Below are 22,340 nucleotides of genomic sequence, written 5' to 3' on the forward strand. Positions count from 1 at the left end.
ATTGACCGCCTTTCCGGCCAAGCAGCCGTGTCCGGAAGGCCGAAATCTTGCCGCATTCAACTGGACCTTGTAAGGCATGCTCTTTCGCAGACGCACCTCCGATTCTCCGACGAAAGCGCCGTTAACGAGTTCCTTATCGCGGCCAGACAATAGGCACGGCCGCACAAAGATGCTGCTTCGAGCCCTGAGGCCCGATGGCTTAGACGAACGAATTCGCATCAAAGAGTCCATCGCAAGGCGCGTCCGACAGATTTTTCGGCCGAACAAGCTCGTCGAAGAAATTCAAACCTACGCGGAATGGATTGAACAGTTCGACGAATTGAATTCCAATGACCTGGAATTAATTGCTACGCATATCGAACAGCGTCGCCCTCCCGAGCTACTCGTCATCTGGTTTCTGATGGGAGCTGGTACTCCCGCAATCCACGACGCCGTACAAAGCCTGGCGGCACAGCTCTGCGGCAACTGGCGCGCAATATTGGTCACCGACGAGCCGCAATCCTCGTCACTGCTCCCGTACTCTGACACCGAGGGTCATCTTCCGGTGGTGATCGTTCGGTCAAAATCCGATATTGCGCCCCTGGCGCAAGCTGGCACGCCCTGTCTCCTTATCAATGGCGCTGGCAGATTAGCCAAGCACGCGACCTACATGTTTGGCGTGGAACTCGACGATGCGCGCTCATCCATCTATTGCGACGAAGACATCATCGACGACTCGAAACGCATAGCCCCGCGTTTCGCACCGAAATTTTCGCCCGAATTTCCGGCCGTAAAAAGCGTCATGCTGGTTCTGCTGACGAATTCGATTCTCGCGCATTTATCCGATCTCGCATCACCTGAAATCAATTTGACCAAGGTCGCCCTCGACGGCTACTTTGGAGCAGGAATTGAATCACGTCATATTCCGTTCATACTATTCAGCGCGACGGCAAAATTGGACACCCCCATCGAGGAAGAACAATCATTCATTGCTTTTGCACCCGAAAGACTTGTTGCGCGTCCCAAGGTCACGATAGTCATTCCAACTCGCGACAGGCTCGACTTTCTCGAGCCCTGCATAACCAGCATTTTGGAAAAAACAGATTATCCTCGTACTAGTTTTGAAATAGTAGTTGTCGATAATGGGTCCACAGACCCGGACGTGCTGAAGTTCCTGAGCCAGAGACAGGAATGCGGGGACATCCGTGTGATTCGAGATGCGCGAGAGTTCAACTATTCTCGCCTGAATAACCACGCCGCCATTCAGACAGAAGGCGATTTACTCGCCTTCGTAAACAATGATGTAGTCGTGGTGGATCCCTTGTGGCTGCAGCGGCTTTCTTTGTACGCCATGCAACCTGGCGTTGGTGCAGTTGGCTCCAAGCTGCTGTACCCAGACCTGACAGTTCAGCATGGCGGCATCGTTCTTGGCATCCAGGGAGTCGTCGCCCACGCGCACCTCCATTTGGCGGCAGATGCCCCAGGCTACATGGGCCTGAACAACGCGACTCGCGCAATCTCGGCTGTTACCGGCGCCTGTCTTGTCATCAAGCGAAGCACCTTCAACGCTGTTGGCGGGTTTGATGAAAATCTATCGGTCGCGTTCAGCGATGTACTGCTCTGTATTGCGGCCGGGGAACTGGGTCTTCGCAATATCTATGTCGGCCAAAGCGCAACGATTCACTTCGAATCGAAAACGCGCGGCTACGATGACACGGACGCCAAACGACAACTCTTTCAACAGGAGGCACGCTATGCGCGCCGGAAGGCTCGCCTCCTTTTCAAGGAGGACCCTTACTACAACGAGAACCTGAGCCTGGAGAAGACTTACGAGTTAGGCTTCCCTCCCCGCGCGGAAAAGCCCTGGCACAGGTTTCGCCGCCAGACAACGCGCCGCCTTCGAATCTTCATGCTGAGCAGCACGCATCAAGTTGGGCATGGTGTGGCCGTTGTAGTCGACATTCAAGCCCGCTACCTCGCAGCACTCGGTCACACCATATATATTGGCGGCCCGAGTCAAGCCAATGAATTCCCGTACCCCAATTGCATTCGCGTTCCGCTGAATACGCCCAAAGACGCAGCGATCTTCGCAAATAAAAACGGTATTGACTGCATAGTCATGCACACACCCCCGTTTTACTCGACAACACGCTGGCTCGGAGCATCCGTCAAGACGCTCGCATACGACTACGGAGAGCCCAATCCTGATTTTTTTCCGGATGCCGCAGCGAGAAGAATTCAAATTCAGGAAAAATCGTTTTGCATAGAAATGGCCGACGCTTGCTATGCCATTTCACGAGCCGTAAAAGATGAGGCACAGCGTGAAGACATGGGGATCATTCCCTTGGGCAACTCGCATTTGGCTCAATGGAGCGACGCGATGCTTGATCGAAGGGCATCCAGGAGGAGCGCGCTTGGCTTCGACGGCCAGATCGTCATTCTCAATGTATGCCGATTTCACGCGAGCGAGCGGCTGTATAAAGGTGTCGATCAATACTGCGAATTGCTGTCCACGCTCAAGAGAATGACTCAAGAGCACAAACGCGATATTGTCTTTGTACTGGCAGGTAAAGGGACCGACGCCGATGTGAGGAAAATGACCGATGCCGGCCTCAGAGTGTTTGCCAATATAAGCGACGAAGAGCTCGTTGACCTGTATTGCTGCGCTGACATTTACGCAAATTTCTCCCGTTGGGAGGGTTACAATCTCGGAATCGGCCAAGCACTGGCGATGGGACTTCCCGTTATTGCCTCGGACATTCCGGCACACCGCGCGTTCGACGTTTTTGTATCAAATCGTACCGAAGTCGCGGCGCAAGAATTGCTTAGACTCACCGATGCGCCTGCGTCTCGAGTGGCGCGCGTAACGGACTGGATCGAACCCTTGGAGATACTCTCTGAAGTGATCGACGAGCTCAACTTTCCGGGCCGCACTGTTTAAACTCGGTTCTTTTTTTCGCAACGGGGAAATCATGACTAAAAAGCGCGCTGTAGTGACTGGAATCACAGGGCAAGACGGAGCCTATCTGGCAGAGCTGCTGCTGGAAAAAGGCTATACGGTCTTCGGCACTTACCGCCGAACCAGCTCTGTGAATTTTTGGCGTATAGAAGAGCTTGGCATTCAAAACCACCCAGAATTGAAGCTGGTCGAGTACGATTTGACGGATCTCGGAAGCTCCATCAGTCTCATCAAAGACGCTGCTCCCGACGAGGTTTATAACCTCGCGGCACAAAGCTTTGTCGGGGTGAGCTTCAATCAGCCGGATGCGACTGCGCAAATCACTGGCATGGGCGCATTGCATTTGCTCGAAGCGATACGACTCATCGATCGAAACATCCGCTTCTATCAGGCATCCACGTCGGAGATGTTCGGCAAAGTTCAAGCGATCCCTCAGGTCGAAGAAACTCCCTTTTATCCGCGCAGTCCCTACGGTGTCGCCAAGCTTTTTGCGCACTGGATGACCATCAATTACCGCGAGAGCTATGGAATCTTCGGCTGCAGCGGAATACTTTTCAATCACGAAAGTCCATTGCGCGGCCGCGAGTTTGTGACACGCAAGATCACAGATTCGGTTGCGAAAATCAAGTTGGGTAAGCTTGACGTACTTGAACTCGGCAACTTGAGCGCGAAGCGAGATTGGGGCTACGCCAAGGAATATGTCGAGGGAATGTGGCGGATGCTGCAGGCCGACGAAGCCGATACGTTTATCCTCGCCACCAATCGCACCGAGACAGTACGCGATTTCGTCGACATGGCATTTAAGGCAGCAGGTTACGAACTCCGTTTTCAGGGCACCGAACAAGCCGAAGTCGGTGTTGACGTGAAGACGGGCAAGACCTTGGTTCGCGTGAATCCGAAATACTATCGTCCGGCAGAAGTCGACCTGTTGATCGGAAATCCCGCGCGCGCGAAGCAAAAGCTTGGGTGGGAGCCTGCCACTACTCTCGAGCAATTGTGCACGATGATGGTTCGCGCCGATTTGCATCGCAACGCTATAGACCGTTCCTTTTGATTCGATGCCGATGCAACCAGGTTAATCAGGAGCACCATGGACTTCACCGGAGAGCGCTTCGTTCCACACGTAGAGGGCGATATCCAACTGGAGCACATGCATCGATATCTGGCCGCGCGTCGACTCGTGACCGGCAAGAGGGTATTGGACATCGCGTCCGGTGAGGGATACGGTTCCGCCATCCTTGCAGAATGCGCGGCCACCGTCATTGGTGTCGACATAGACGAGCCATCTGTCAGGCACGCGCAATCTGCGTATCGCAGGTCGAATCTGAGTTTCGTTCAGGGCGATGCAACTGCGGTACCAGTTGAGGATTCGAGCATCGACGTAATTGTCAGCTTTGAAACCATCGAACACTTGAAGGGCCATCGACAAATGATGGCCGAGTTCAAGCGCGTTCTCGTACCCGGTGGGATTTTAGTACTCTCGTCGCCGGACCGGCACGAGTATTCAGATGTACCCGGATTCCACAACCCGTACCATGTGCGGGAACTGTATTTGTCCGAATTGCAGGCACTGCTCTCGGAGCACTTTCGCGATCACACGATATACGGGCAGCGCGTACTCAGTGCTTCAGTAATCGCACCTACGCGTGAAAAGCCAGCGACCTTCATCGGGTTCAGGGACGATGAATCGGGAAGCGCGATAGAAGGCATTGGACTGCCTAATCCGGTCTACTTCGTTGCGGTTGCTTCGGATGGACCATTGCCCGATCTGCCAGCTGGCATATTCGTTCCTCGCCGCCCGCCGCATATGCGGGACATCGACTACCTGAAAACAGAACTAGAAAACCAGCAGCGCGCGGTAGCCCAGGGATCCCAACGTGAAACTGAGTTAAAAGACGCTGCTCAGGAATGCACGCGGGCTCTCGAACAATCATTGAGCAAGATGACTGCGGAAGCAGACAATCTCCGCGGGGAATTAGTGCTGGCTCAGAAGAATTTGGACGAAAAGCAAAGTGAATTGCAAACTGCGAATGAGGCATCTAAAGAACTCAACGCAAAGCTGGCTGGTTTGAACGAGGCAGTTCATCTGCTAAATGACGAAATGTCGACCCTGCAAGGTCGCTACGAGCAAGTGGAACTCGATCGGGCAGGAGCGCTGCGTAGCGTCGATGAAATACGGGCGTCTCGCTCATGGCGCATTACATTTCCACTGAGAAAATTAGGAACAGAATTGAGAAGAGTCAAGAGAGCCGGCTACTACTATTCCGCAGCCATCTTCCGCCTTGGCTACAAAGTATTGCCGATTCCGCAGAACGCCAAATTTCGCCTGAAGCATTATTTATTCACTTATTTTGGATATTTATTCGCTTCTACGGGAGCGTATTCCCGCTGGAAGTCTGATCTCAGCTCAAAGGGTCCGAACCGAATCGGGGGTCGGGTGACCAGAGCGACTTCTTCCGACGAAATGGCTCCCGCCAACGGGCACTGGGAGTGGGACGCCTATCGTCGTGTGCGCGAGCGCATTCAAAGCGGACTTTCTGAACGTCGTGCTGCGCTGCGACACGCACCTCGTTCGATCATTTCAGTGACTGGGCAAGACCCCTCAGTGGTCGCGGGCCGAATTGTGTTGCCCTCGTCCGGCGGCTCGCCGGAAGTTTCTGTGGTTATTCCCGTGTTCAATAATCTCACTGCCACTCTGGAGTGCCTGCTGTCCATAGCGGCGTCCGAGGAGCAGGTGAGCTACGAAGTCATCGTGGCCAACGATGCCTCGAGCGACCGGACCAAAGAAGTGCTTTCGGGAGTGCCTCACCTTCGCCTGGTGAACCAATCCGAGAACCTAGGCTTCTTGCGCAACTGCAATGACGCTGCACAGGCTGCGCGCGGCCGCTGCATCGTCTTTCTGAACAACGACGCGCAGGTGTCCTCCGGATGGCTCACGGCGCTTTCCAAGGCATTGGCCGAGCCCGGCGTCGGCGCGGTCGGGCCGCGCGTCGTGTACCCGAACGGTGCCTTGCAGGAAGCCGGGGTCCGCATTAAACGCCAAGGGGCCGTGGAGATGATTGGGCTCAATGAAAGCCCAGAGGATCGTCGATGGTCCTATCCACGCGACGTCGACTATGTTTCGGGGGCATGCCTGATGCTGAGCGCGTCCTTGTTCCGCGAGCTCGGCGGGTTTGCGGACGAACTGGCGCCTGCTTACTGCGAAGACCTCGACCTCTGTCTTCGAATCCTGGATCGTGACCTCTCCATCCGCTATGTGCCAGAGGTTGAAGTTGTGCATCATTTGAGCCAGACGTTTGCTGCGCTCGGCGACCAGTACAAGCGCGGACTGATCACCAAGAACATGCAGCGCGTTTCGGAGCGACACCAGGCGAAGCTGGATTCACTTGACGACGTGCGGGTCATCGCGTTCTACCTTCCGCAATTTCATCCCATTCCAGAGAACGATCTGTGGTGGGGACCTGGATTTACCGAATGGACGAACGTCGCCAAGGCGCAGCCCAGCTATGTCGGTCACTATCAACCACGCCAACCCGCTGATCTCGGGTTCTACGATTTGCGGCTGAATGAGGTCATGGATGCCCAGTGGGCGCTCGCGGATCGCTACGGGATCGACGGCTTCTGTTATTACTACTATTGGTTCGATGGCCACCGCCTTCTGGAGCGGCCTCTGAATCGCCTGTTGGACCCGAGCGCTCCAGCCCATCCTTTCTGCCTTTCGTGGGCCAATGAAAATTGGACTCGTCGATGGGACGGGCAGGACCAGGAAATTCTGATGGCACAACAGCATTCGCCAGAAGACGATCTCAGCGTTATCCGGGATATCGCCCGTTACATGCGTCACCCGGCCTACATTCGAATTCAGGGGAAACCGATGCTGTTGGTTTACCGAACTGATCTTTTCCCCGACTTCGCGCAAACCGCCAAGATCTGGCGCGATGAATGCCTCCGTCTCGGCATTGGAGAAATTCATCTCGTGATGACAGAGTCGTTCCGCTTCGCAGGGTCCAATGTTCACCCGTCCCACTACGGGTGCGACGCATCCGTCGAATTCCCTGCTCATAGCATGCCGGAGATTCGCCCACCCAAAGGTGAGATACTGAATCCGGAATTTGCGGGTCACGTCGCAGATTACGAAGATGCAGCCTATCGTTTCGCCACACGCGAACACCCAGGTCACACCCGCTATCGCACGGTCATGCCGGGCTGGGACAATACCCCGCGTCGCAAGAACAACGGCTTTGTGCTCGAAAACTCGACCCCAGGCGCCTTTCAGGCATGGCTGGAGACAGCCATCGAGGAAACCAAGCGTGATTTGCACGGTTCCAATCGCTTGGTATTTGTCAACGCCTGGAATGAATGGGCAGAAGGGGCATATCTGGAGCCCGATCGCAGATTTGGACACGCCTATCTACAGGCGGTACGAAATGCCCGCGACGCGGCTCATTTGATCGATCGCTAGGAGGATCACAGTCTATGAAGCCGATCAAGGCGCAACCGAAAATCACGTTAGTTGGCCATCCCTTCAGTCCCCATGGTACCGGTCGGGCATTGCGGTTGTCGCTGGCTGCCTGCGAGAGCGCCGGCATCGAAGTCCGGGTGCGTGACGTGTGGAAGCAGAACCCTCCTGAGCCCAGTCATCAGGCGATCACGCCGCTGCTCACAGACACTTACGGGGATATCAACCTATTTCATGTCAATGGCGACGAAGTCATTCGTACGCTGGACCACCTTGGGCCTGCGAACGGCCACTTCAACGTAATCTTTCCATTTTGGGAGCTTCCGCGGTATCCGGACATATGGGCACGCCAGCTTGAAAAATTCGATGAAGTCTGGGCAGCATCGAATTACATCAAGGATATGCTGGGGAGATCAGTGAATCGCCCGATAAAACACATGCCCTTGGCCACCGAAATAGACCTCGCCTCTTTTTACGATCGCAAGTATTTCGGCATTCCAGAGAACAGCTACACGTTTCTGTTTTTCTTCGACTGCCGCTCTTTCATTGCCCGTAAAAATCCGCAGGCAGCAGTGGCTGCATTTCGGCAATTGATTGCCGCTCGACCGTGGGTAACCACACACCTCGTTATCAAAATGCACGGCGCGGAAGCCGCACGCAGCGAGGCACAAGCCCTCTTTGAAAGTGTCGCAGATCTACGCGAGCGCATTCTCATACTTCCGGAACGGATGCAGGAATGCGAAGTGCACAATTTGATCCGCTGCTGCGATTCGTTTGTGTCGTTGCACCGCGCCGAAGGTTACGGCCTCGGCCTTGCTGAAGCCATGTTTTTAGGCCTTCCGTCGATTGGGACCGGGTATTCGGGAAACATGGACTTCATGACCAGCGTCAACTCTGTTCCCGTCGGCTTTTCGCTCATTGACGTGCCCCCCGAGGCCTATCCGCACTGGGAGCACCAAGAATGGGCCGAACCTAATATCGCCGAGGCCGCCTCGAGAATGATCGACCTTCTGGACAATCCAAAGAAGGGGCGCGAACTCGGGAGTAATGCAAGTCGGGATATGAGAGTAAATTTCAGCTACCGGGCCACAGGACAGCGGTATCGGGCCCGGCTGGAGGAAATTCAATCCGCACACGCCTACGTTCCGATTTCTTTAGAATGTTGAAAGACCCGACCATTGACCGGCCTTTGTTCAAAGTTCGTCTCCGTGAAATTTCGGAATTCAATGTCTTTATCTAACACCGCGCTATTCACTGATCAATCAATACCACGCTCCTCGAGCTTCCAGGCGCTGGTGAATTCGTTGGCGACACCCAATGGCGGCGAGTGGTCATATCAGCATTCTGTGGCAACCGATCTCGATATAGCCCCGGGAAGACTCGTCCGCAACGTTACCCTTTTTGGCGTGGGTGAACCGCATGCCGTGTTTTCCTGCCAAGCCCAAAGGATGGCGGAGGTCACAACAGTCGCTCTTCGTGACGTCCTGTATTCCGGCAATTCGACCGTTGTACAGAGTCTGAAGCACGGATTCTACGAGCCTAGCGTTCGAGCCATCTGGGCCGGGGGCGGTCCGGCCTTGTTGTCGAAGCTGGAACCGTTCTACTCCCTGAAGAAAGACCAGGTCACGTTGGTTCCCGCAAATCTGAAATCAGTGGAGTGTATCGACAAAATTGCGATTCCGATCTGCGGAAGCGGATTTCACAATTACGGGCACTTCTTCCTCGACGGATTGCCCGCAGCCTTGCAATATAGCCAAGCGCTACCCTCAGGAGAATTCAGACTAGTCGGCAATCATCTCGCTGAATGGCAAAAGGACATCCTGCATGGACTTGGCCTTCTTCCTTTCTACCATCCCGTGACTTCGCCAGTGCTTTTCTCGAAGGCGATAGTCAGCAATATGCTCGCGCAACATCTTCCCTACCCGACCCGCAACATTCGACCTGTCTTCGACAAGCTACGCTTCTTACATGGCAGTGCGGAACGGAGAGAAAGGATTGTTTTTCTTTCCCGGCGCTCGGATACCAGCCGAAGGCTATTGGTCAATCGCCGGGAGGTAGAGGCGGCATTGGAAAATGCCGGAGTTGAGATTCACCACCCCGAACAAATGACCTTGCAGGAGCAGATTGCCTTGGCATCGTCCAGCCGCTTGATCATTGGAGAATTGGGCGCGGCGATGTGCAACATTGGCTTCTGCGACCCTGGCGCCTCCGTTCTCGACATTCAACAGGAGGGCTACCCTGATATCTACGTACGCTCCATGTGTCACATCATGGGCTTGAAATGGCATCTTTACGTGGCGGAAGTGGACCATGCGCGAATGGCGGCGCGAACGGGCGAAACACCCCACTGCATCTTCAGGGTAGATGTTAAAGCCCTCATGGACGCCATCCGCACTATTACAGACCGGGAAAATTTGCGCTGACCAGCAACGAGGCCATCATGCGCTAGCTCACCAGGCAGCCAGGCAGCCAGGCAGCCAGGCAGCCAGGCAGCCAGGCAGGGCAAAATTTAATCGGGACGAAGAAAGACCACGGTCTGATAGGGATCGTGAAGTTGCCAATCCACACCCAATACGCTCCACCCCAGCCAATTGCGCTCGATATAGTCCAGTGACATCGACGTGTCGCCGTAGGTAACATCCCCATCGACAGCTGGGCGCGGGTGTGGCGTAAATGCAAAGCCTCTGGTGTCGTGATCGCGCAACATTTGGTGGCGATCAACCACGTTTTGCGAATCCTGATGGGCGTGCCAGTATGCGGGCGGGCGAATCGTCAGCGCCATAATCCCGTCAGAAGAAATTGCTTTGCGACAAGCGGACATTGCGGTCGCTGCAGCTCTTTCCGACAAATGAGTAAACACAGAGAACGCATAGATCAAGTCGAACTTGAGATCTCCAAAGGGAAGGGTCGAAGGCAAATAGTCTGACACCGCGAGATGACCAGCAACTCCGCTCTCTCTGCAAATCTCGATTGATCGATCCCACGGATCACAACCGTAGAGATTGCTTGGGTCGGTGTATTTATACATGAGCCGCATCAACCGGCCCCATCCGCACCCGTAATCTAGAATCGTCGCGTCCTGCAGCGAGCGTCCCGAGAAGTTGCGGTAGTTGTTTTCTATTGATCGAACAAATGCGCAACTTTGTTGCAGCAAATGATAGCCTGACGTCCCTGTCCAATTTCGCTGAATCTCATCTGACGCCATCCTCGGTAGATGACGCCTGAGTGGCCCCTCATAGTCAGGGCCGAGGTTAAGCAGCAAATCACCTACCAGATCCAACGGCAGTTGCCGAAGAATTTGATATAGGCGTGAGCCGTCGTGCGAGTTAGCGTCCAACTCTTTGCGAACTAGCTCGCGATCCATTGAGTAATCTTGAATATTCATGCTGGTGAATTGTGCACGATTGTGAACTGATGTCGAATCGTGATTTCAAGTTGCGCGTGCAACCCCAAGCAGAGTGTCGGGTTGCGCTCAGCACTGTCGGTCAATCACCCTCAGCGCCATACCTCGATGATCACCTAGGGAAAAAGGGCAGCCTGCTCTATCGTCAAGCCCGCTGCATCCTTGGCAGACAGTTTGGGTGGCTCTTGGATCTCGGGCCAGGCGATGCCGAGTGTCGCGTCGTTCCACACAATCGATCGCTCGTGGGCGGGTGCGTAGTAGTCAGTGGTCTTGTAGACGAAGTCGGCCGACTCGGTAAGCACCAGGAAGCCATGAGCGAATCCGGCAGGTATCCAGAACTGCCTGTGGTTTTGTTCGCTCAGTTCTACACCCACCCATTTGCCGAAGGTGGGCGACGATCTGCGGATGTCGACCGCGACATCGAACACCGCGCCACGCACCACGCGCACCAGTTTGCCTTGTGGCTGCTGAATCTGATAGTGGAGCCCGCGCAATACTCCCTTGGCTGATCTTGAATGGTTGTCCTGGACGAAGTCGACGTGACCGCCGATCGCTTCGTCGAATGCCTTCTGATTGAAGCTCTCGAAGAAGAAGCCGCGTGCATCACCGAACACCTTGGGCTCGATGATGAGCAGGTCGGGGATCATTGTGGGCGTGATTTTCATGAGTGAATTTCGTCGGTCAAGAGTCGGTTGAGGTACTTGCCGTAGCCACTTTTTTCAAGCGGCGCAGCAAGCTTCGCGAGTTGCTCTTGGTCGATGAACCCATGCCGCCATGCAATCTCTTCCGGGCACGCGATCTTGAGACCCTGCCGATGCTCGAGCGTAGCAATGAACTGCCCGGCCTCCAGCAGGCTCTCGTGCGTGCCAGTATCCAGCCATGCATATCCGCGCTGCATGATCTGCACATTGAGCTTGCCGAGGTCCAGATAGGCCTGATTGACGGCCGTGATCTCCAACTCCCCGCGAGCGCTCGGCTTCACCGCCTTGGCGATGTCGATGACGTGGTTGTCATAGAAGTAGAGGCCTGTCACCGCGTAGCTGCTCTTCGGCTTGAGCGGCTTCTCCTCGATGCTGCTTGCCTTGCCGTTCTCATCGAAGGCCACCACGCCATAACGCTCCGGATCGTGCACGTGATAGGCAAATACGGTCGCGCCTGACTTCTTGGCATCGGCATCGGCTTCGGCCAGAAGGTGCGCGAAATCATGCCCGTAGAAGATGTTGTCCCCCAGCACGAGCGCGCTCGGTGCGTCGCCGATGAACTTGTCGCCGATGATGAAGGCTTGCGCCAGCCCGTCCGGACTCGGCTGCACTGCGTATTGCAGATTGATGCCCCACTGGCTGCCATCGCCCAACAGCTGCTGGAAGCGCGGCGTGTCCTGCGGCGTGCTGATGACAAGAATGTCGCGCATGCCCCCAAGCATCAAGGTGCTGAGCGGGTAGTAGATCATCGGCTTGTCGTACACCGGCAGCAATTGCTTGCTCATTGCCAGGGTGGCCGGATGGAGGCGGGTGCCGGAACCGCCGGCCAGGATGATGCCTTTGCGTTGCGTCATGAGTTCTTCGTGGTGATGGGATCAGAGCGTTTCGCGCAGCATGCGCGCGACGCCTGCCTGCCAGTGTGGCAGGACGAGGCCGAAGGTAGCTTGGAGTTTTGAGGTATCGAGGCGCGAGTTGTTCGGCCGCACAGCTGGCGTCGGAAACGCGCTGGTCGGCACCGGATCCACCGCCTCGGGCCCGGCCTTGAGTGCAACGCCCGCTGCTTGCGCCTGCTCCAGCACGAAGCGCGCGTAGCCATGCCACGTCGTTTCGCCGCTGGCTACGAGGTGATAGAGCCCGACCTTGCCGGGATCACGCAGCGTGTCGCAGATCGCGTGAGCCGTCACGTCCGCCAGCAGCTCCGCCCCGGTCGGCGCGCCGAACTGATCGTCGATAACCGTCAGCCGCTCCCTCTCCTGCGCCAGTCGCAGCATGGTCTTCGCAAAATTCCCGCCCCGCGCCGCGTACACCCAGCTAGTGCGAAAAATCAGGTGGTTTGCACAGTGCTTCGCCACCAGCTGCTCGCCTTCCAGCTTCGTCTGACCGTAGACGCTCAAGGGACCGGTGTCGTCGCCCTCCTGCCAGGGCCTGTCTCCGCTGCCATCGAAAACGTAGTCGGTCGAGTAGTGGACCATGAGCGCGCCGATCTGCTGCGCTGCCTCCGCTACCACACCCGGCGACGTTGCATTCAGCTTGCGCGCGAATTCGGGTTCACTCTCGGCCTTGTCGACGGCCGTGTGCGCCGCAGCATTGACGATGACGTCCGGCCGCACCTTCAGGACCGTTTCGGCCAGTTGCTCGGGACGGCTGAAGTCCGCATGGAAGTCCGTGCTGTCGAAGTCCAGCGCCACCAGTTCGCCGAGCGGCGCCAGGCTGCGCTGCAACTCCCAGCCGACCTGCCCGCCCTTGCCAAGCAGCAGAAGCTTCATGCCTGCGCCTTCGCCGGTTCGCCCGCGTATTGCTTCTGGACCCACTCGCGATACGCGCCACTTTGCACATTGCGCACCCACTCCCCGTTGGCCAGGTACCACTCGACCGTCTTGCGAATGCCCGTGTCGAAAGTCTCCGCGGGCTTCCACCCGAGCTCGCGCTCAAGCTTGCGCGCATCGATCGCGTAGCGCCGGTCATGGCCCGGACGGTCGGTGACGTAGGTGATCTGCTCGCGGTAGCTCTTGCCATCGGCGCGGGGGCGGAGTTCGTCGAGCAGTGCGCAAACGGTGTTGACGATCTCGATATTGGGCTTCTCGTTCCAGCCGCCGACGTTGTAGGTCTCGCCGAGACGCCCTGCTTCGAGCACTCGGCGGATGGCGCTGCAGTGGTCCTTGACGTAGAGCCAGTCGCGGACCTGCATGCCGTCTCCGTACACCGGCAGCGACTTGCCGGCGAGCGCGTTGACGATCATCAGGGGGATGAGCTTCTCGGGGAAGTGGAACGGACCATAGTTGTTGGAACAATTGGTCGTGAGCACCGGCAGGCCGTAGGTGTGATGCCACGCCCGCACCAGGTGGTCGCTGGCCGCCTTGCTGGCCGAATAGGGGCTGTTGGGTTCGTACTTGTTCTCTTCCGTGAAAGCCGGATCGGATGCCGAAAGCGAGCCGTAGACCTCATCGGTCGAGACATGCAGGAAGCGGAAGGCCTGCTTCTGGTCCGCGGGCAGCGCGCTCCAATGGCCGCGCACGGACTCCAGCAACCTGAAAGTGCCGAGTACGTTGGTTTGCACGAAATCCTCGGGCCCGTGGATGGAACGGTCCACATGCGATTCGGCTGCGAAGTTCACCACGGCGCGCGGCTTGTGTTCCGCCAGAAGCCTATCGACCAGCGCGCTGTCGCCGATGTCCCCCTGCACGAACACGTGCCTGGCGTCGTCCTTGAGCGAAGCGAGTGTCTCAAGGTTGCCGGCATAGGTCAGCTTGTCGAGATTCACGACGGCTTCGCCACTTTGGGCAATCCAGTCGAGAACGAAATTGGCACCGATGAAGCCGGCGCCGCCGGTCACTAGGATCATGGGGAAATCCCTCTCTTCTTTATTGTCGGAATAGTCGCCTGCCGGCGGCAAGGGGCGGATTATCCCATTCGGGAATGTTTCAAAAAGCTGCTAGACCCCCACCTCTACACGGATCCATCCGACCCCGGCTAGAGTCCCCAAGACCCCTGAAGGAACACACCATGTCCACCCCCGAAGACGACAAACCCACAGACCGCATCAAAGACTCCGCCCAGCAGATCTGGCTCGCCGGTCTCGGCGCCTTTGCCAAGATGCAGCAGGAAGGCAGCAAGGCCTTCGAAGCGCTGGTGAAGGACGGCGTGGGGGTCCAGAAGAAGACCCAGCAGGCTGCCGAGGAAACCCTGGCTCAGGCGCAGGCCCGGATGGCCGGCTTCGCCAGCGAGTTCGGCACCAAGGCCGCAGGCGGCTGGGGCAAGCTGGAGAACATCTTCGAGGAACGCGTGGCGCGCGCCCTCGAAAAGCTCGGCATGCCTTCGGCCCAGGAAGTGGCCGCGTTGCAGGCGCGTGTCGAAGCCCTCGAGGCGCAACTGCAAAGCAAGGCTGCGACCACCAGTGCGCCGGCACGTCCAGCGGCGCGCAAGACGGCCGCTCGCAAGTCGGCGGACAGCGCCAAGCCCTCGCAGCGTCACAAGGCCAGCGGCAGTAGCTGAATCGGCCTGACCAGCAACTGAGCCTCGCCACCGCTCGCGGGGCAAGCGGCGATCCCTGCACCGGGCGCGACAGAGTTGCGCTAGAGTGTCCCAAAGAGACAAAACGGGGCTCCGACATGGCCAAGAAAGCGCCACGCCGCACTGCACAACGCATCCTCGAAGCCGCACTTGACCTGTTCAACCGGTTCGGGGAGCCGAACGTCTCCACGACCTTGGTGGCCGGCGAACTCAACATCAGCCCCGGCAATCTCTACTACCACTACCCGGCCAAGGACGAGCTCATCAACCGGCTCTACGAAGGCTACGAGACCGAGCTCAACACCCTGCTGCATGCGAGCGAAGGCGTGCACGATGTCGAGGACGCATGGTTCTTCATGCACAGCCTGTTCGAGCTGATCTGGCGCTACCGCTTCCTCTACCGCGACCTGAATGACCTGCTGAGCAAGAACCGGCACCTCGAGACGCAATTCCAGCTCGTGCTCAAGAACAAGGCGCGTGCCATCCGGGCCCTGTTGGCCGGCCTGGGCCGCGCCGGACACCTGGACATCGACGCGCGCGAGGTCGACACGCTGGCGCAGAGCATGGTGGTCGTGCTCACCTACTGGCTCAGCTACGAATACGTACGCAACCCGCGGGAAGCGCTCGAGCCCGGGCATGCCCAGGGCGCCCTCCTGCGCGGAGCGCATCACACGCTGCATTTGCTCGCGCCCTATCTCGCGACGGAGCAACGGCGGCATTTGCTCACACTCAGTAGCGCCTATACAGGCGAAGATCAACCTGCAACGGTCTGACCCTCTATCGAATGACCCCACCGGACCTCCAACCTCCCTCGCTGCTGTCCGCCGGCGCCCCTCCCGCAACGGGGCCATGGACCCGATTGCCCTACCTTGATGCCCCCCGGTTCGACAGTTCCAACCTGCTGACACACTGGCCTCGCCTGCATGCCGGCCAGGGATTGCAGCCGCCGGTACCAGGCCCTCTGGCCGAGGGTTGGGCGCTCTATCACAGCGGCGAGTTCGAGCGGGCGGTGGCGATCGCGCTGAAGCACGGCCACGAAGGCCTGGCGCTCGCCAACCAGGCCACGGCCATCTATGCGAACTACCTGGAGCCACGCGAATCGGTCCGGCTGGCGCTCTTCAAGCAGGTGGCCGAGCGCACCACCGCCCAGGTCGCCGCCGAGCCCGACAACTGCCAGGCGCTCTATTGGCAGGCCTACGCGTTGGGACGCTACAGCCAGGGGATCAGCGTTGCGCGCGCGCTGGCGCAGGGTCTGGGCGGCAAGGTCAAGGGCGCGCTGGAACGCGTGATCGAGCTGCAGCCGCATCATGCGGACGCGCACGCGGCGCTCGGCGCGTTCCACGCCGAAGTGATCGACAAGGTTGGCTCGCTGGTCGGCCGCATGACCTACGGCGTGCGCGCCGACACCGCCATCGAGCTCTTCGAACGCAGCCTGCAGATCAACCCGCACTCGGCCAGCGTCCTGATGGAGTACGCCCGCGGGCTGCTGATGCTGCAAGGCGACTCGCGCATGGCCGAGGCCACCCGGCTCTACGAAAAGGCGGCATCCCTCGAGCCGGCCGACGCGCGCGAACGCCTGGACGTGGAGCTGGCCCGCGCCGGGCTTTCCGATTGAGATTTATAGACGGCGTCGTCACTTAAGATCGCGTCTTTTGACGAAACCCTGCCGCCATGTCTGACCTGAACGCACAGTTCGAAGCCGCCCAAGCCAATTCCAAACTGCTCGCCGAGCGCCCGGACAACCCGACGCTGCTGAAGATCTACGGACTCTTCAAGCAGGCCACCGCCGGCGACAACGCAGAGAAAAAGCCGAGCTTCAGCGACATCGTCGCTCGCGCGAAGTGGGACGCATGGACGTCGCGCAAGGGCCTGAGCGCCGACGAGGCCAAGCAGCAGTACATCGACCTGATCGAATCACTGCGCTGAGCCGGAGCGCCCCCACCGGGGCGCCGCTTCAGAGCCAGTCCTTGTCGTTGTACGCGTCGTCGTCCGCGGGCGCCTTGGCGCCGAGCAACGCGTCGAGGCTCTGCAGCAAACGCTGCTCGATCTGCTCGCTGAAGCTTCCATACAGGAAGCCCAGCGTCGCATTCAGCGTGAACGTGTCCGCGCTGACCTCCACACTGCCATCGATACCCGCCCGGTTGAACTGCGCCACGTCGCAGACCTCGCCCTCGGCGTAGGTGCATTCCATGCCGTAGTCCTGCTCGGCCTGCTGCATCCATTGGCGCGCGACCTCGCGCGCGGCGGCCAGTCCCAGGCCGTGATTGCGTTCGATGTGGATCTCAGACACCGGGGGCTCCGTTCTTGGTGTTGTTGGTGTTTTGGGGCTTGCAGCATGGGGCCTGCGTCTGCATGAGGTCCGTCGGCGACGAAGTCATGGTCCTGAGTGCCTGCGCGCGTCCATCCTTGGGCAACTTGGCCAACTGCTTCACGGCAGCGTAGAAGCGCGGCCAGTCTTCGCCCTCGCGCTCGAACAGGGCCTCGAAGCCAGGCACCAGTTCATCGTAGGCTGCTTGCGCGCCAAAGGTCGCGTTGTTGGCGCGTGCCACCCACCCGTCGTAGGCGCCCTGCCGGGGGCCGGTCCATCCGGCGCGCAGCGCGGCATAGCGCTGGCGAAACTCCTCCATGGCGGCCTTCTTCCTGGCATCCACCACTTCCCAGTCTTTCGCCTGGGCTTCCTTCGACGTGTAGATGTCCTGCAGCGCACGGCGCGTCTCGGCCGTGAGGGCCCGGAACTGTTGGCGGCGCGCATCGAACTGCTCATATTCGGTTCGCGCTGCCTCGCTGGCATGCGTCTTCAGCCAGCGAGTGCCGCCGATACGCTCCACCGCGGTTGCAAAGGATTCGTTGAACATCGTGTCACCGGGCACGTAGAGCACCTGGTGCGCCAGCTCATGGAAGACGATGCGCGCCAGCTCGCCTTCCGGGTAGCCGATGAAGGTGGAGAGCAGCGGATCGCCGCCGGCCCAGTTCATCCAGCCGAGTGTGGAGTACGCAGGCACCGGATAGACGGAAGTCTCCAGCCCCTGCGCCTGCAGCTCAGCGGCTTCCGCCTTGGCCGCGGCCTCGTCGTAGTAGCCCCGGTATCCGACGCAGCCCGCAACCGGGAAGCACCAGGTCTTCAGCGTCAGCGAATGCGGCGATGCGGCCACCACGTTCCAGATCGCGGCATTGCGATGCAGGTCGGCATAGGCCTTGTAGCTGTCGTTGTCGGGCAGGCCGAGTTCGGTCACTGCAAAGCGACGCAGCCGCGTGGTGAGTTCGAGCTTCGCCTTGAGCGCGTCAGAGGTCGACGGGTCTTCCAGCCACTGGTCCACCGGCCGCGCCGCGCGCATCAGTCCCAGATGGCCGCTGGCCGATTGCCAGTAATAGCTGACATCGGCGCAGCCCGCGAGCATCGCCAGCCCTGCAACCGCCGCGCATGCCGCGAGGCGCCTGCGATTCGTCTTCATGGTGCGACCGCAGCTTCCGCGACCGACTCCACCTCGACCAGGCAGTCATAGAAGGTCGGACCGCGCCCGATGTCCGTCAGGCGCTGGCTCGTGAGCTGATTGACGTTGGTGCCGTCCAGCCCCAGCTTGCGCCACCAGATGCCGAGGCCATGCACCACGCCCGGCCGGGCACGGCGAGAGACTTCGGCGCGGCAGCGGTGCTCGCCGCGCTGGTTGAAGACGCGCACCGTGGCGCCGTCCTCGATGCCGCGTGCCAGGGCATCGGCTTCGTTGATCTCGAGCAGCGGCTCGCCCTCGATCGCGCGCAGGCTGCGCACGTTGACGAAGCTGGAGTTGAGGAAGTTGCGCGCCGGCGGCGAGATCATCGCGAGCGGAAACTCCTTCGAGCTGCCGGCCGATTCGTAGTTGGGCACGTGATCGGGCAAACCGTCCTGGCCCTGCGCGGCGAGGCGGGCGCTGAAGAACTCGCAGCAGCCCGACGGCGTGGGGAAATTGCCTTCCGCGTAGGGCGCGTCGGGCAGCTTCAGGGTGGCAAAGCCTTGCGCTTGCAGCGCCTCGAAGTCGACTGCCTCCGCACTGAAGGCGGCGCGGCACAAGGTTTCGTCGTCGTCGTCGAAGCAAGGCTCGTCGAATCCCATGCGCTTCGCCAACTCGCGGAACACCCAGGTGTTGCTGCGCGCCTGGCCGCGGGGCGCGACCGCAGGCCGGTTCAGCAGCACATCGGTGTGGCCATAGCTGAAGTGGATGTCCCAGTGCTCCAGCTGCGTGGTGGCCGGCAGCACGTAGTCGGCATAGTCGGCGGTGTCGGTCTGGAACTGCTCCAGCACCACAGTGAAGAGGTCCTCGCGCGCGAACCCGGCGACCACTTTGCCCGAGTCCGGCGCGATGGCGACCGGGTTGCTGTTGTAGACGACCAGGGCTTCGATCGGATTCGCCGTGTCGAGCAACGCGTCGCCGATCGAGGTCATGTTGATCGTTCGCGGGCGGCGGCCCCCAAGCAGGTCGGGCCGCTGCAGCGCCGCACGGTCCACCGGGAACAGGCCCGAACTGCTCAGCAGCAATCCGCCCGCCCGATCGCGCCACGCGCCGACCAGCGCCGGCAGGCACGCCACCGCACGGGCCGCATTGCCGCCGCCGCGCACACGCTGCATGCCGTAATTGAGCCGGATGGCAGCCGGCTTGGTAGTCCCGTAGGCGCGCGCCAGTTCGACGATCTGCGCCTCCGGCACGCCGCAGACGGCTGCCGCTCGCGAGGGCGGCCATTGCAAGGCGCGCTCGCGAAGCTGCGCCCAGCCCACCGTGTAGCGCTCGATGTAGTCGTGGTCGAGCCAGTCGTTCACGATCAGCTCGTGCATCAGCCCGAATGCCAGCGCCGCGTCGGTGCCCGGAAGCAAGGCGACGTGCTCGTCGCACTTGTCGGCCGTCTCCGTCTTGCGCGGATCGATGCACACCAGCCGCGCGCCGGCACGCTTTGCGGCTTGCGCATGGCGCCAGAAGTGCAGGTTGCTGGCAATCGAGTTGCTGCCCCAGATCAGGATCAGCTTCGCGTCGGCGAAAAACTCGACCCTCATGCCGACCTTGCCGCCCAAAGTAAAACCTAAGGCCTCACCCCCTGCGGTCGAACAGATCGTGCGGTCCAGCAACGATGCGCCGAGCTTGTTGAAAAAACGACGATCCATCGATTCGCCCTGCACGAGACCCATCGTTCCGGCGTAACTGTAAGGCACAATCTTTTCCGGATTGTTACTTTTGATGGCATGGAGTCGCGCGGCGATGTCGTCCAGCGCCGTCTCCCAGGTCACCGGCTCGAAGAGGCCACTCCCCTTGGGGCCGGAGCGCTTCAGCGGCTGCACAAGACGTTCGGGATGCTCGTTGCGTTCGATGTAGCGCGACACCTTGGTGCACAGCACGCCCGCCGTGTGTCGATGGGCCGGATTGCCCTGCAGCTTGACAGCGACGCCGTCGCGAACGGTTGTCACGAACGCGCAGGTATCGGGGCAGTCATGCGGGCAGGCGCCGAGCACTTGGGTTTCGAGAGTCATGAGTCATCAGGGGCAACAAGCCAATCGGGCGAGTCTAAGTTGTGCGTCGCGAATGCGCGCGGAGGGGTTTTCATGAAGTTGAATCGCAGGCATTTTTCGATCGCTACCGGCGCAGCGGCGCTCGCCGGCTTTCAATGGGCGCGCGCGCAGAGCGAAACGCCGATCATCCTGGGGCAGTCGGCACCGTTCACCGGCCCTGCTGCACAGCTCGGCATCCAGTTCTACGAGGGCGCCAAGCTCTTCCTGGACCAGTACAACGCGCAGCCCGGCCATCGCGACGTCGCGATCAAGTTCCTGGACGACGGCTACGAACCCGACCGCTGTGCGGCCAACACCAAGAAGCTGATCGACGACGACGCCTTCGCGCTGTTCGGCTACATCGGCACGCCCACCAGCCTGGCGGCGATGCCGCTCGCGGTGAACGCGAAGATTCCTTTCATCGCGCCCTTCACCGGCGCCATGGCGCTGCGCGAGCCCTTCCACAGGAATGTGTTCCACCTCCGCGCCTCGTACAACGACGAGACGGCGCTGATCGTGAAGCAGCTCACCCATCTCGGCCTGAAGAAGATCGCGGTCTTCTATCAGAACGACGCCTACGGCAAGGCCGGTCTGGACGGCGTGACGCTCGCGCTGTCGCAGATGGACCTCAAGCCGGCAGCGCTGGCGACAGTCGAGCGGAACTCGGTCGATGTTTCCGCTGCGGTCAAGAGCATCGTGGCGGCCCGTCCGGACGCGGTGGTGCAAGTCAGCGCGTACAAGTCCTGCGCCGCCTTCATCCGCGAAGCGCGCAAGGCCGGCTACGGCGGCACCTTCTTCAACGTGTCGTTCGTCGGCACGCAGGCGCTGGCCGACGAACTCGGCAAGGACGGCGCCGGCGTGGTGGTCACGCAGGTCGTGCCCTCGCCCTACAACGCGGCGAACGGCATCACGCGCGAATTCAACGAGGCGCTGCGCAAGGGCGGCGGCAACACCAAGGCCAACTTCTCGAGCCTGGAGGGCTATCTGGCGGCGAAGGTGCTGGTCGAAGGACTGCGGCGCGCACCGGGCAAGGCCACGCGGGACGGCCTGATCACCGGGCTCGAAAGCATCGACAGGCAACAGTTCGGCGGCTTCGAGGTCTCGTTCTCGCCGCGCAACCACGTGGCCTCGAAGTTCGTCGAGCTGTCGATGATCACGGGCGACGGCCGGATCCGCACCTAGGCGCCGCGCGCAGTCCTGAGACGATCCAGCGCGCGATCGAGGAACACCAGCCGGTCCTGGCCCCAGAAGCGCTCGCCATCGAGGATGTAGGTCGGCGCGCCGAATACGCCCCGCTCCACCGCTTCGGCGCTGTTCGCGCGATAGATGGCCTGCGTCTCCGGCATCTGCTCCAGCGCCTGCAGCGCGGCGCCGTCGTAGCCGTTCTCGTCGGCGACGGCAATGCGCACCGCCGCGTCGGAGGTGTCGCGTTCCTCGGCCCACAGTGCGCGCAGCAGCGCGTGCGACAACGGCTGCGCGTCGAGTCCCTGGCGTTGCGCCGCGATCACCATCCAGCCGGGGTACTTGTTCCAGTTCGGATCGCTGGCCGCGCCTTTCGGGTAGTGCGCCGGTTCGAGGTTCAGGGCCATGCCGAGGTGCTCGCGCCAGCGGGCGAGTTCGAGCGCGTGATAGGTCCGGCGAGGCTCGGGCCGCGTCTTGAGCGGGATGCCCCCGGTCTGCGGAACCACGGCCTGGAAGTCGTAGGGCTTGAGCGTGAGCTGCACATGGTGGCGGCGCACGATGTCTTGCAGTTGCGGGCCGCCGAGATAGGCCCAGGGCGAAGAGAGGCTGTAGTAGCAGTCGAGTGCGATCATGTT

Annotated in this window: 19 protein-coding genes; 10 read left to right on the plus strand and 9 right to left on the minus strand. The window is 59.9% G+C overall.

Annotation, left to right across the window (positions count from 1 at the left end):
* Window positions 1–169 precede the first annotated feature (169 nt).
* Genes QTH90_RS23475 through QTH90_RS23495 form a run of 5 tightly spaced genes read left to right on the plus strand, consistent with a single transcriptional unit; the run spans window position 170 to window position 9,820 of the window.
* The gene (locus QTH90_RS23475; protein ID WP_286666973.1) at window positions 170–2,920 is read left to right on the plus strand and encodes a glycosyltransferase; all 2,751 of its coding nucleotides are present in this window, start codon (window positions 170–172) and stop codon (window positions 2,918–2,920) included.
* Between the two features lie 31 nt (window positions 2,921–2,951).
* Window positions 2,952–3,992 carry a GDP-mannose 4,6-dehydratase gene (gene gmd, locus QTH90_RS23480; RefSeq protein WP_286666974.1) on the plus strand — a complete coding sequence of 347 codons (1,041 nt, stop codon included), beginning with the start codon at window positions 2,952–2,954 and terminating at the stop codon, window positions 3,990–3,992.
* 36 nt (window positions 3,993–4,028) lie between these two features.
* The gene (locus QTH90_RS23485; protein WP_286666975.1) at window positions 4,029–7,400 is read left to right on the plus strand and encodes a glycoside hydrolase family 99-like domain-containing protein; all 3,372 of its coding nucleotides are present in this window, start codon (window positions 4,029–4,031) and stop codon (window positions 7,398–7,400) included.
* 14 nt (window positions 7,401–7,414) lie between these two features.
* On the plus strand, window positions 7,415–8,563 hold the full coding sequence (locus QTH90_RS23490; protein ID WP_286666976.1) for a glycosyltransferase family 4 protein: 1,149 nt from the start codon (window positions 7,415–7,417) through the stop codon (window positions 8,561–8,563).
* 60 nt (window positions 8,564–8,623) lie between these two features.
* On the plus strand, window positions 8,624–9,820 hold the full coding sequence (locus QTH90_RS23495; protein ID WP_286666977.1) for a glycosyltransferase family 61 protein: 1,197 nt from the start codon (window positions 8,624–8,626) through the stop codon (window positions 9,818–9,820).
* 86 nt (window positions 9,821–9,906) lie between these two features.
* On the opposite strand, the gene QTH90_RS23500 is transcribed toward QTH90_RS23495, so the two are convergent.
* The 5 genes from QTH90_RS23500 to rfbB all read right to left on the minus strand — a co-directional run bounded on the left by QTH90_RS23500 (window position 9,907) and on the right by rfbB (window position 14,343).
* On the minus strand, window positions 9,907–10,782 hold the full coding sequence (locus tag QTH90_RS23500; RefSeq protein WP_286666978.1) for a class I SAM-dependent methyltransferase: 876 nt from the start codon (window positions 10,780–10,782) through the stop codon (window positions 9,907–9,909).
* 134 nt (window positions 10,783–10,916) lie between these two features.
* A complete protein-coding gene (rfbC, locus tag QTH90_RS23505; RefSeq protein ID WP_286666979.1) occupies window positions 10,917–11,465 on the minus strand; it encodes a dTDP-4-dehydrorhamnose 3,5-epimerase in 549 nt (182 codons plus the stop codon).
* Complete coding sequence (gene rfbA, locus QTH90_RS23510; protein WP_286666980.1) at window positions 11,462–12,355, minus strand: glucose-1-phosphate thymidylyltransferase RfbA; 894 nt, start codon at window positions 12,353–12,355, stop codon at window positions 11,462–11,464. Before rfbA ends, rfbC begins: the two co-directional genes overlap by 4 nt.
* Window positions 12,356–12,376: 21 nt before the next feature.
* Window positions 12,377–13,267 carry a dTDP-4-dehydrorhamnose reductase gene (rfbD, locus tag QTH90_RS23515; RefSeq protein WP_286666981.1) on the minus strand — a complete coding sequence of 297 codons (891 nt, stop codon included), beginning with the start codon at window positions 13,265–13,267 and terminating at the stop codon, window positions 12,377–12,379.
* A complete protein-coding gene (gene rfbB, locus QTH90_RS23520) occupies window positions 13,264–14,343 on the minus strand; it encodes a dTDP-glucose 4,6-dehydratase (RefSeq protein ID WP_286666982.1) in 1,080 nt (359 codons plus the stop codon). The genes rfbD and rfbB overlap by 4 nt, the downstream gene beginning before the upstream one ends.
* A gap of 161 nt (window positions 14,344–14,504) precedes the next feature.
* Here rfbB and QTH90_RS23525 point away from each other — a divergent pair, with 161 nt between their 5' ends.
* The 4 genes from QTH90_RS23525 (at window position 14,505) to QTH90_RS23540 (ending at window position 16,937) form a co-directional block, all read left to right on the plus strand.
* Entirely contained in the window at window positions 14,505–14,993 is a 489-nt protein-coding gene (locus QTH90_RS23525) for a phasin family protein (RefSeq protein ID WP_286666983.1), read from the plus strand.
* Window positions 14,994–15,109: 116 nt separating this feature from the next.
* Window positions 15,110–15,784, plus strand: a complete 675-nt coding sequence (locus tag QTH90_RS23530) for a TetR/AcrR family transcriptional regulator (protein ID WP_286666984.1) — start codon at window positions 15,110–15,112, stop codon at window positions 15,782–15,784.
* 11 nt (window positions 15,785–15,795) lie between these two features.
* Window positions 15,796–16,626 (plus strand): tetratricopeptide repeat protein, encoded by an 831-nt coding sequence (locus QTH90_RS23535; protein WP_286666985.1) that lies wholly within the window; start codon window positions 15,796–15,798, stop codon window positions 16,624–16,626.
* Window positions 16,627–16,682: 56 nt separating this feature from the next.
* Window positions 16,683–16,937 carry an acyl-CoA-binding protein gene (locus QTH90_RS23540; protein WP_286571267.1) on the plus strand — a complete coding sequence of 85 codons (255 nt, stop codon included), beginning with the start codon at window positions 16,683–16,685 and terminating at the stop codon, window positions 16,935–16,937.
* Window positions 16,938–16,965: 28 nt separating this feature from the next.
* On the opposite strand, the gene QTH90_RS23545 is transcribed toward QTH90_RS23540, so the two are convergent.
* Genes QTH90_RS23545 through QTH90_RS23555 form a run of 3 tightly spaced genes read right to left on the minus strand, consistent with a single transcriptional unit; the run spans window position 16,966 to window position 20,505 of the window.
* Window positions 16,966–17,301: a polyhydroxyalkanoic acid system family protein gene (locus QTH90_RS23545; protein ID WP_286666986.1), complete on the minus strand. Its 336-nt coding sequence runs from the start codon at window positions 17,299–17,301 to the stop codon at window positions 16,966–16,968.
* Complete coding sequence (locus QTH90_RS23550; RefSeq protein ID WP_286666987.1) at window positions 17,294–18,463, minus strand: aminopeptidase; 1,170 nt, start codon at window positions 18,461–18,463, stop codon at window positions 17,294–17,296. The genes QTH90_RS23545 and QTH90_RS23550 overlap by 8 nt, the downstream gene beginning before the upstream one ends.
* Window positions 18,460–20,505, minus strand: coding sequence for a molybdopterin-containing oxidoreductase family protein (locus tag QTH90_RS23555; protein WP_286666988.1), 2,046 nt, complete (start codon window positions 20,503–20,505; stop codon window positions 18,460–18,462). The genes QTH90_RS23550 and QTH90_RS23555 overlap by 4 nt, the downstream gene beginning before the upstream one ends.
* Window positions 20,506–20,577: 72 nt before the next feature.
* Between QTH90_RS23555 and QTH90_RS23560 the strand changes: the two genes are divergently transcribed.
* Entirely contained in the window at window positions 20,578–21,705 is a 1,128-nt protein-coding gene (locus tag QTH90_RS23560; protein WP_286666989.1) for an ABC transporter substrate-binding protein, read from the plus strand.
* Here QTH90_RS23560 and QTH90_RS23565 read toward each other — a convergent pair.
* A complete protein-coding gene (locus QTH90_RS23565; RefSeq protein ID WP_286666990.1) occupies window positions 21,702–22,337 on the minus strand; it encodes a 2-hydroxychromene-2-carboxylate isomerase in 636 nt (211 codons plus the stop codon). The genes QTH90_RS23560 and QTH90_RS23565 overlap by 4 nt on opposite strands.
* Window positions 22,338–22,340: the final 3 nt, after the last annotated feature.

It is taken from the genome of Variovorax flavidus, from assembly GCF_030317145.1.
Classification (GTDB): Bacteria; Pseudomonadota; Gammaproteobacteria; order Burkholderiales; family Burkholderiaceae_C; genus Variovorax; species Variovorax flavidus.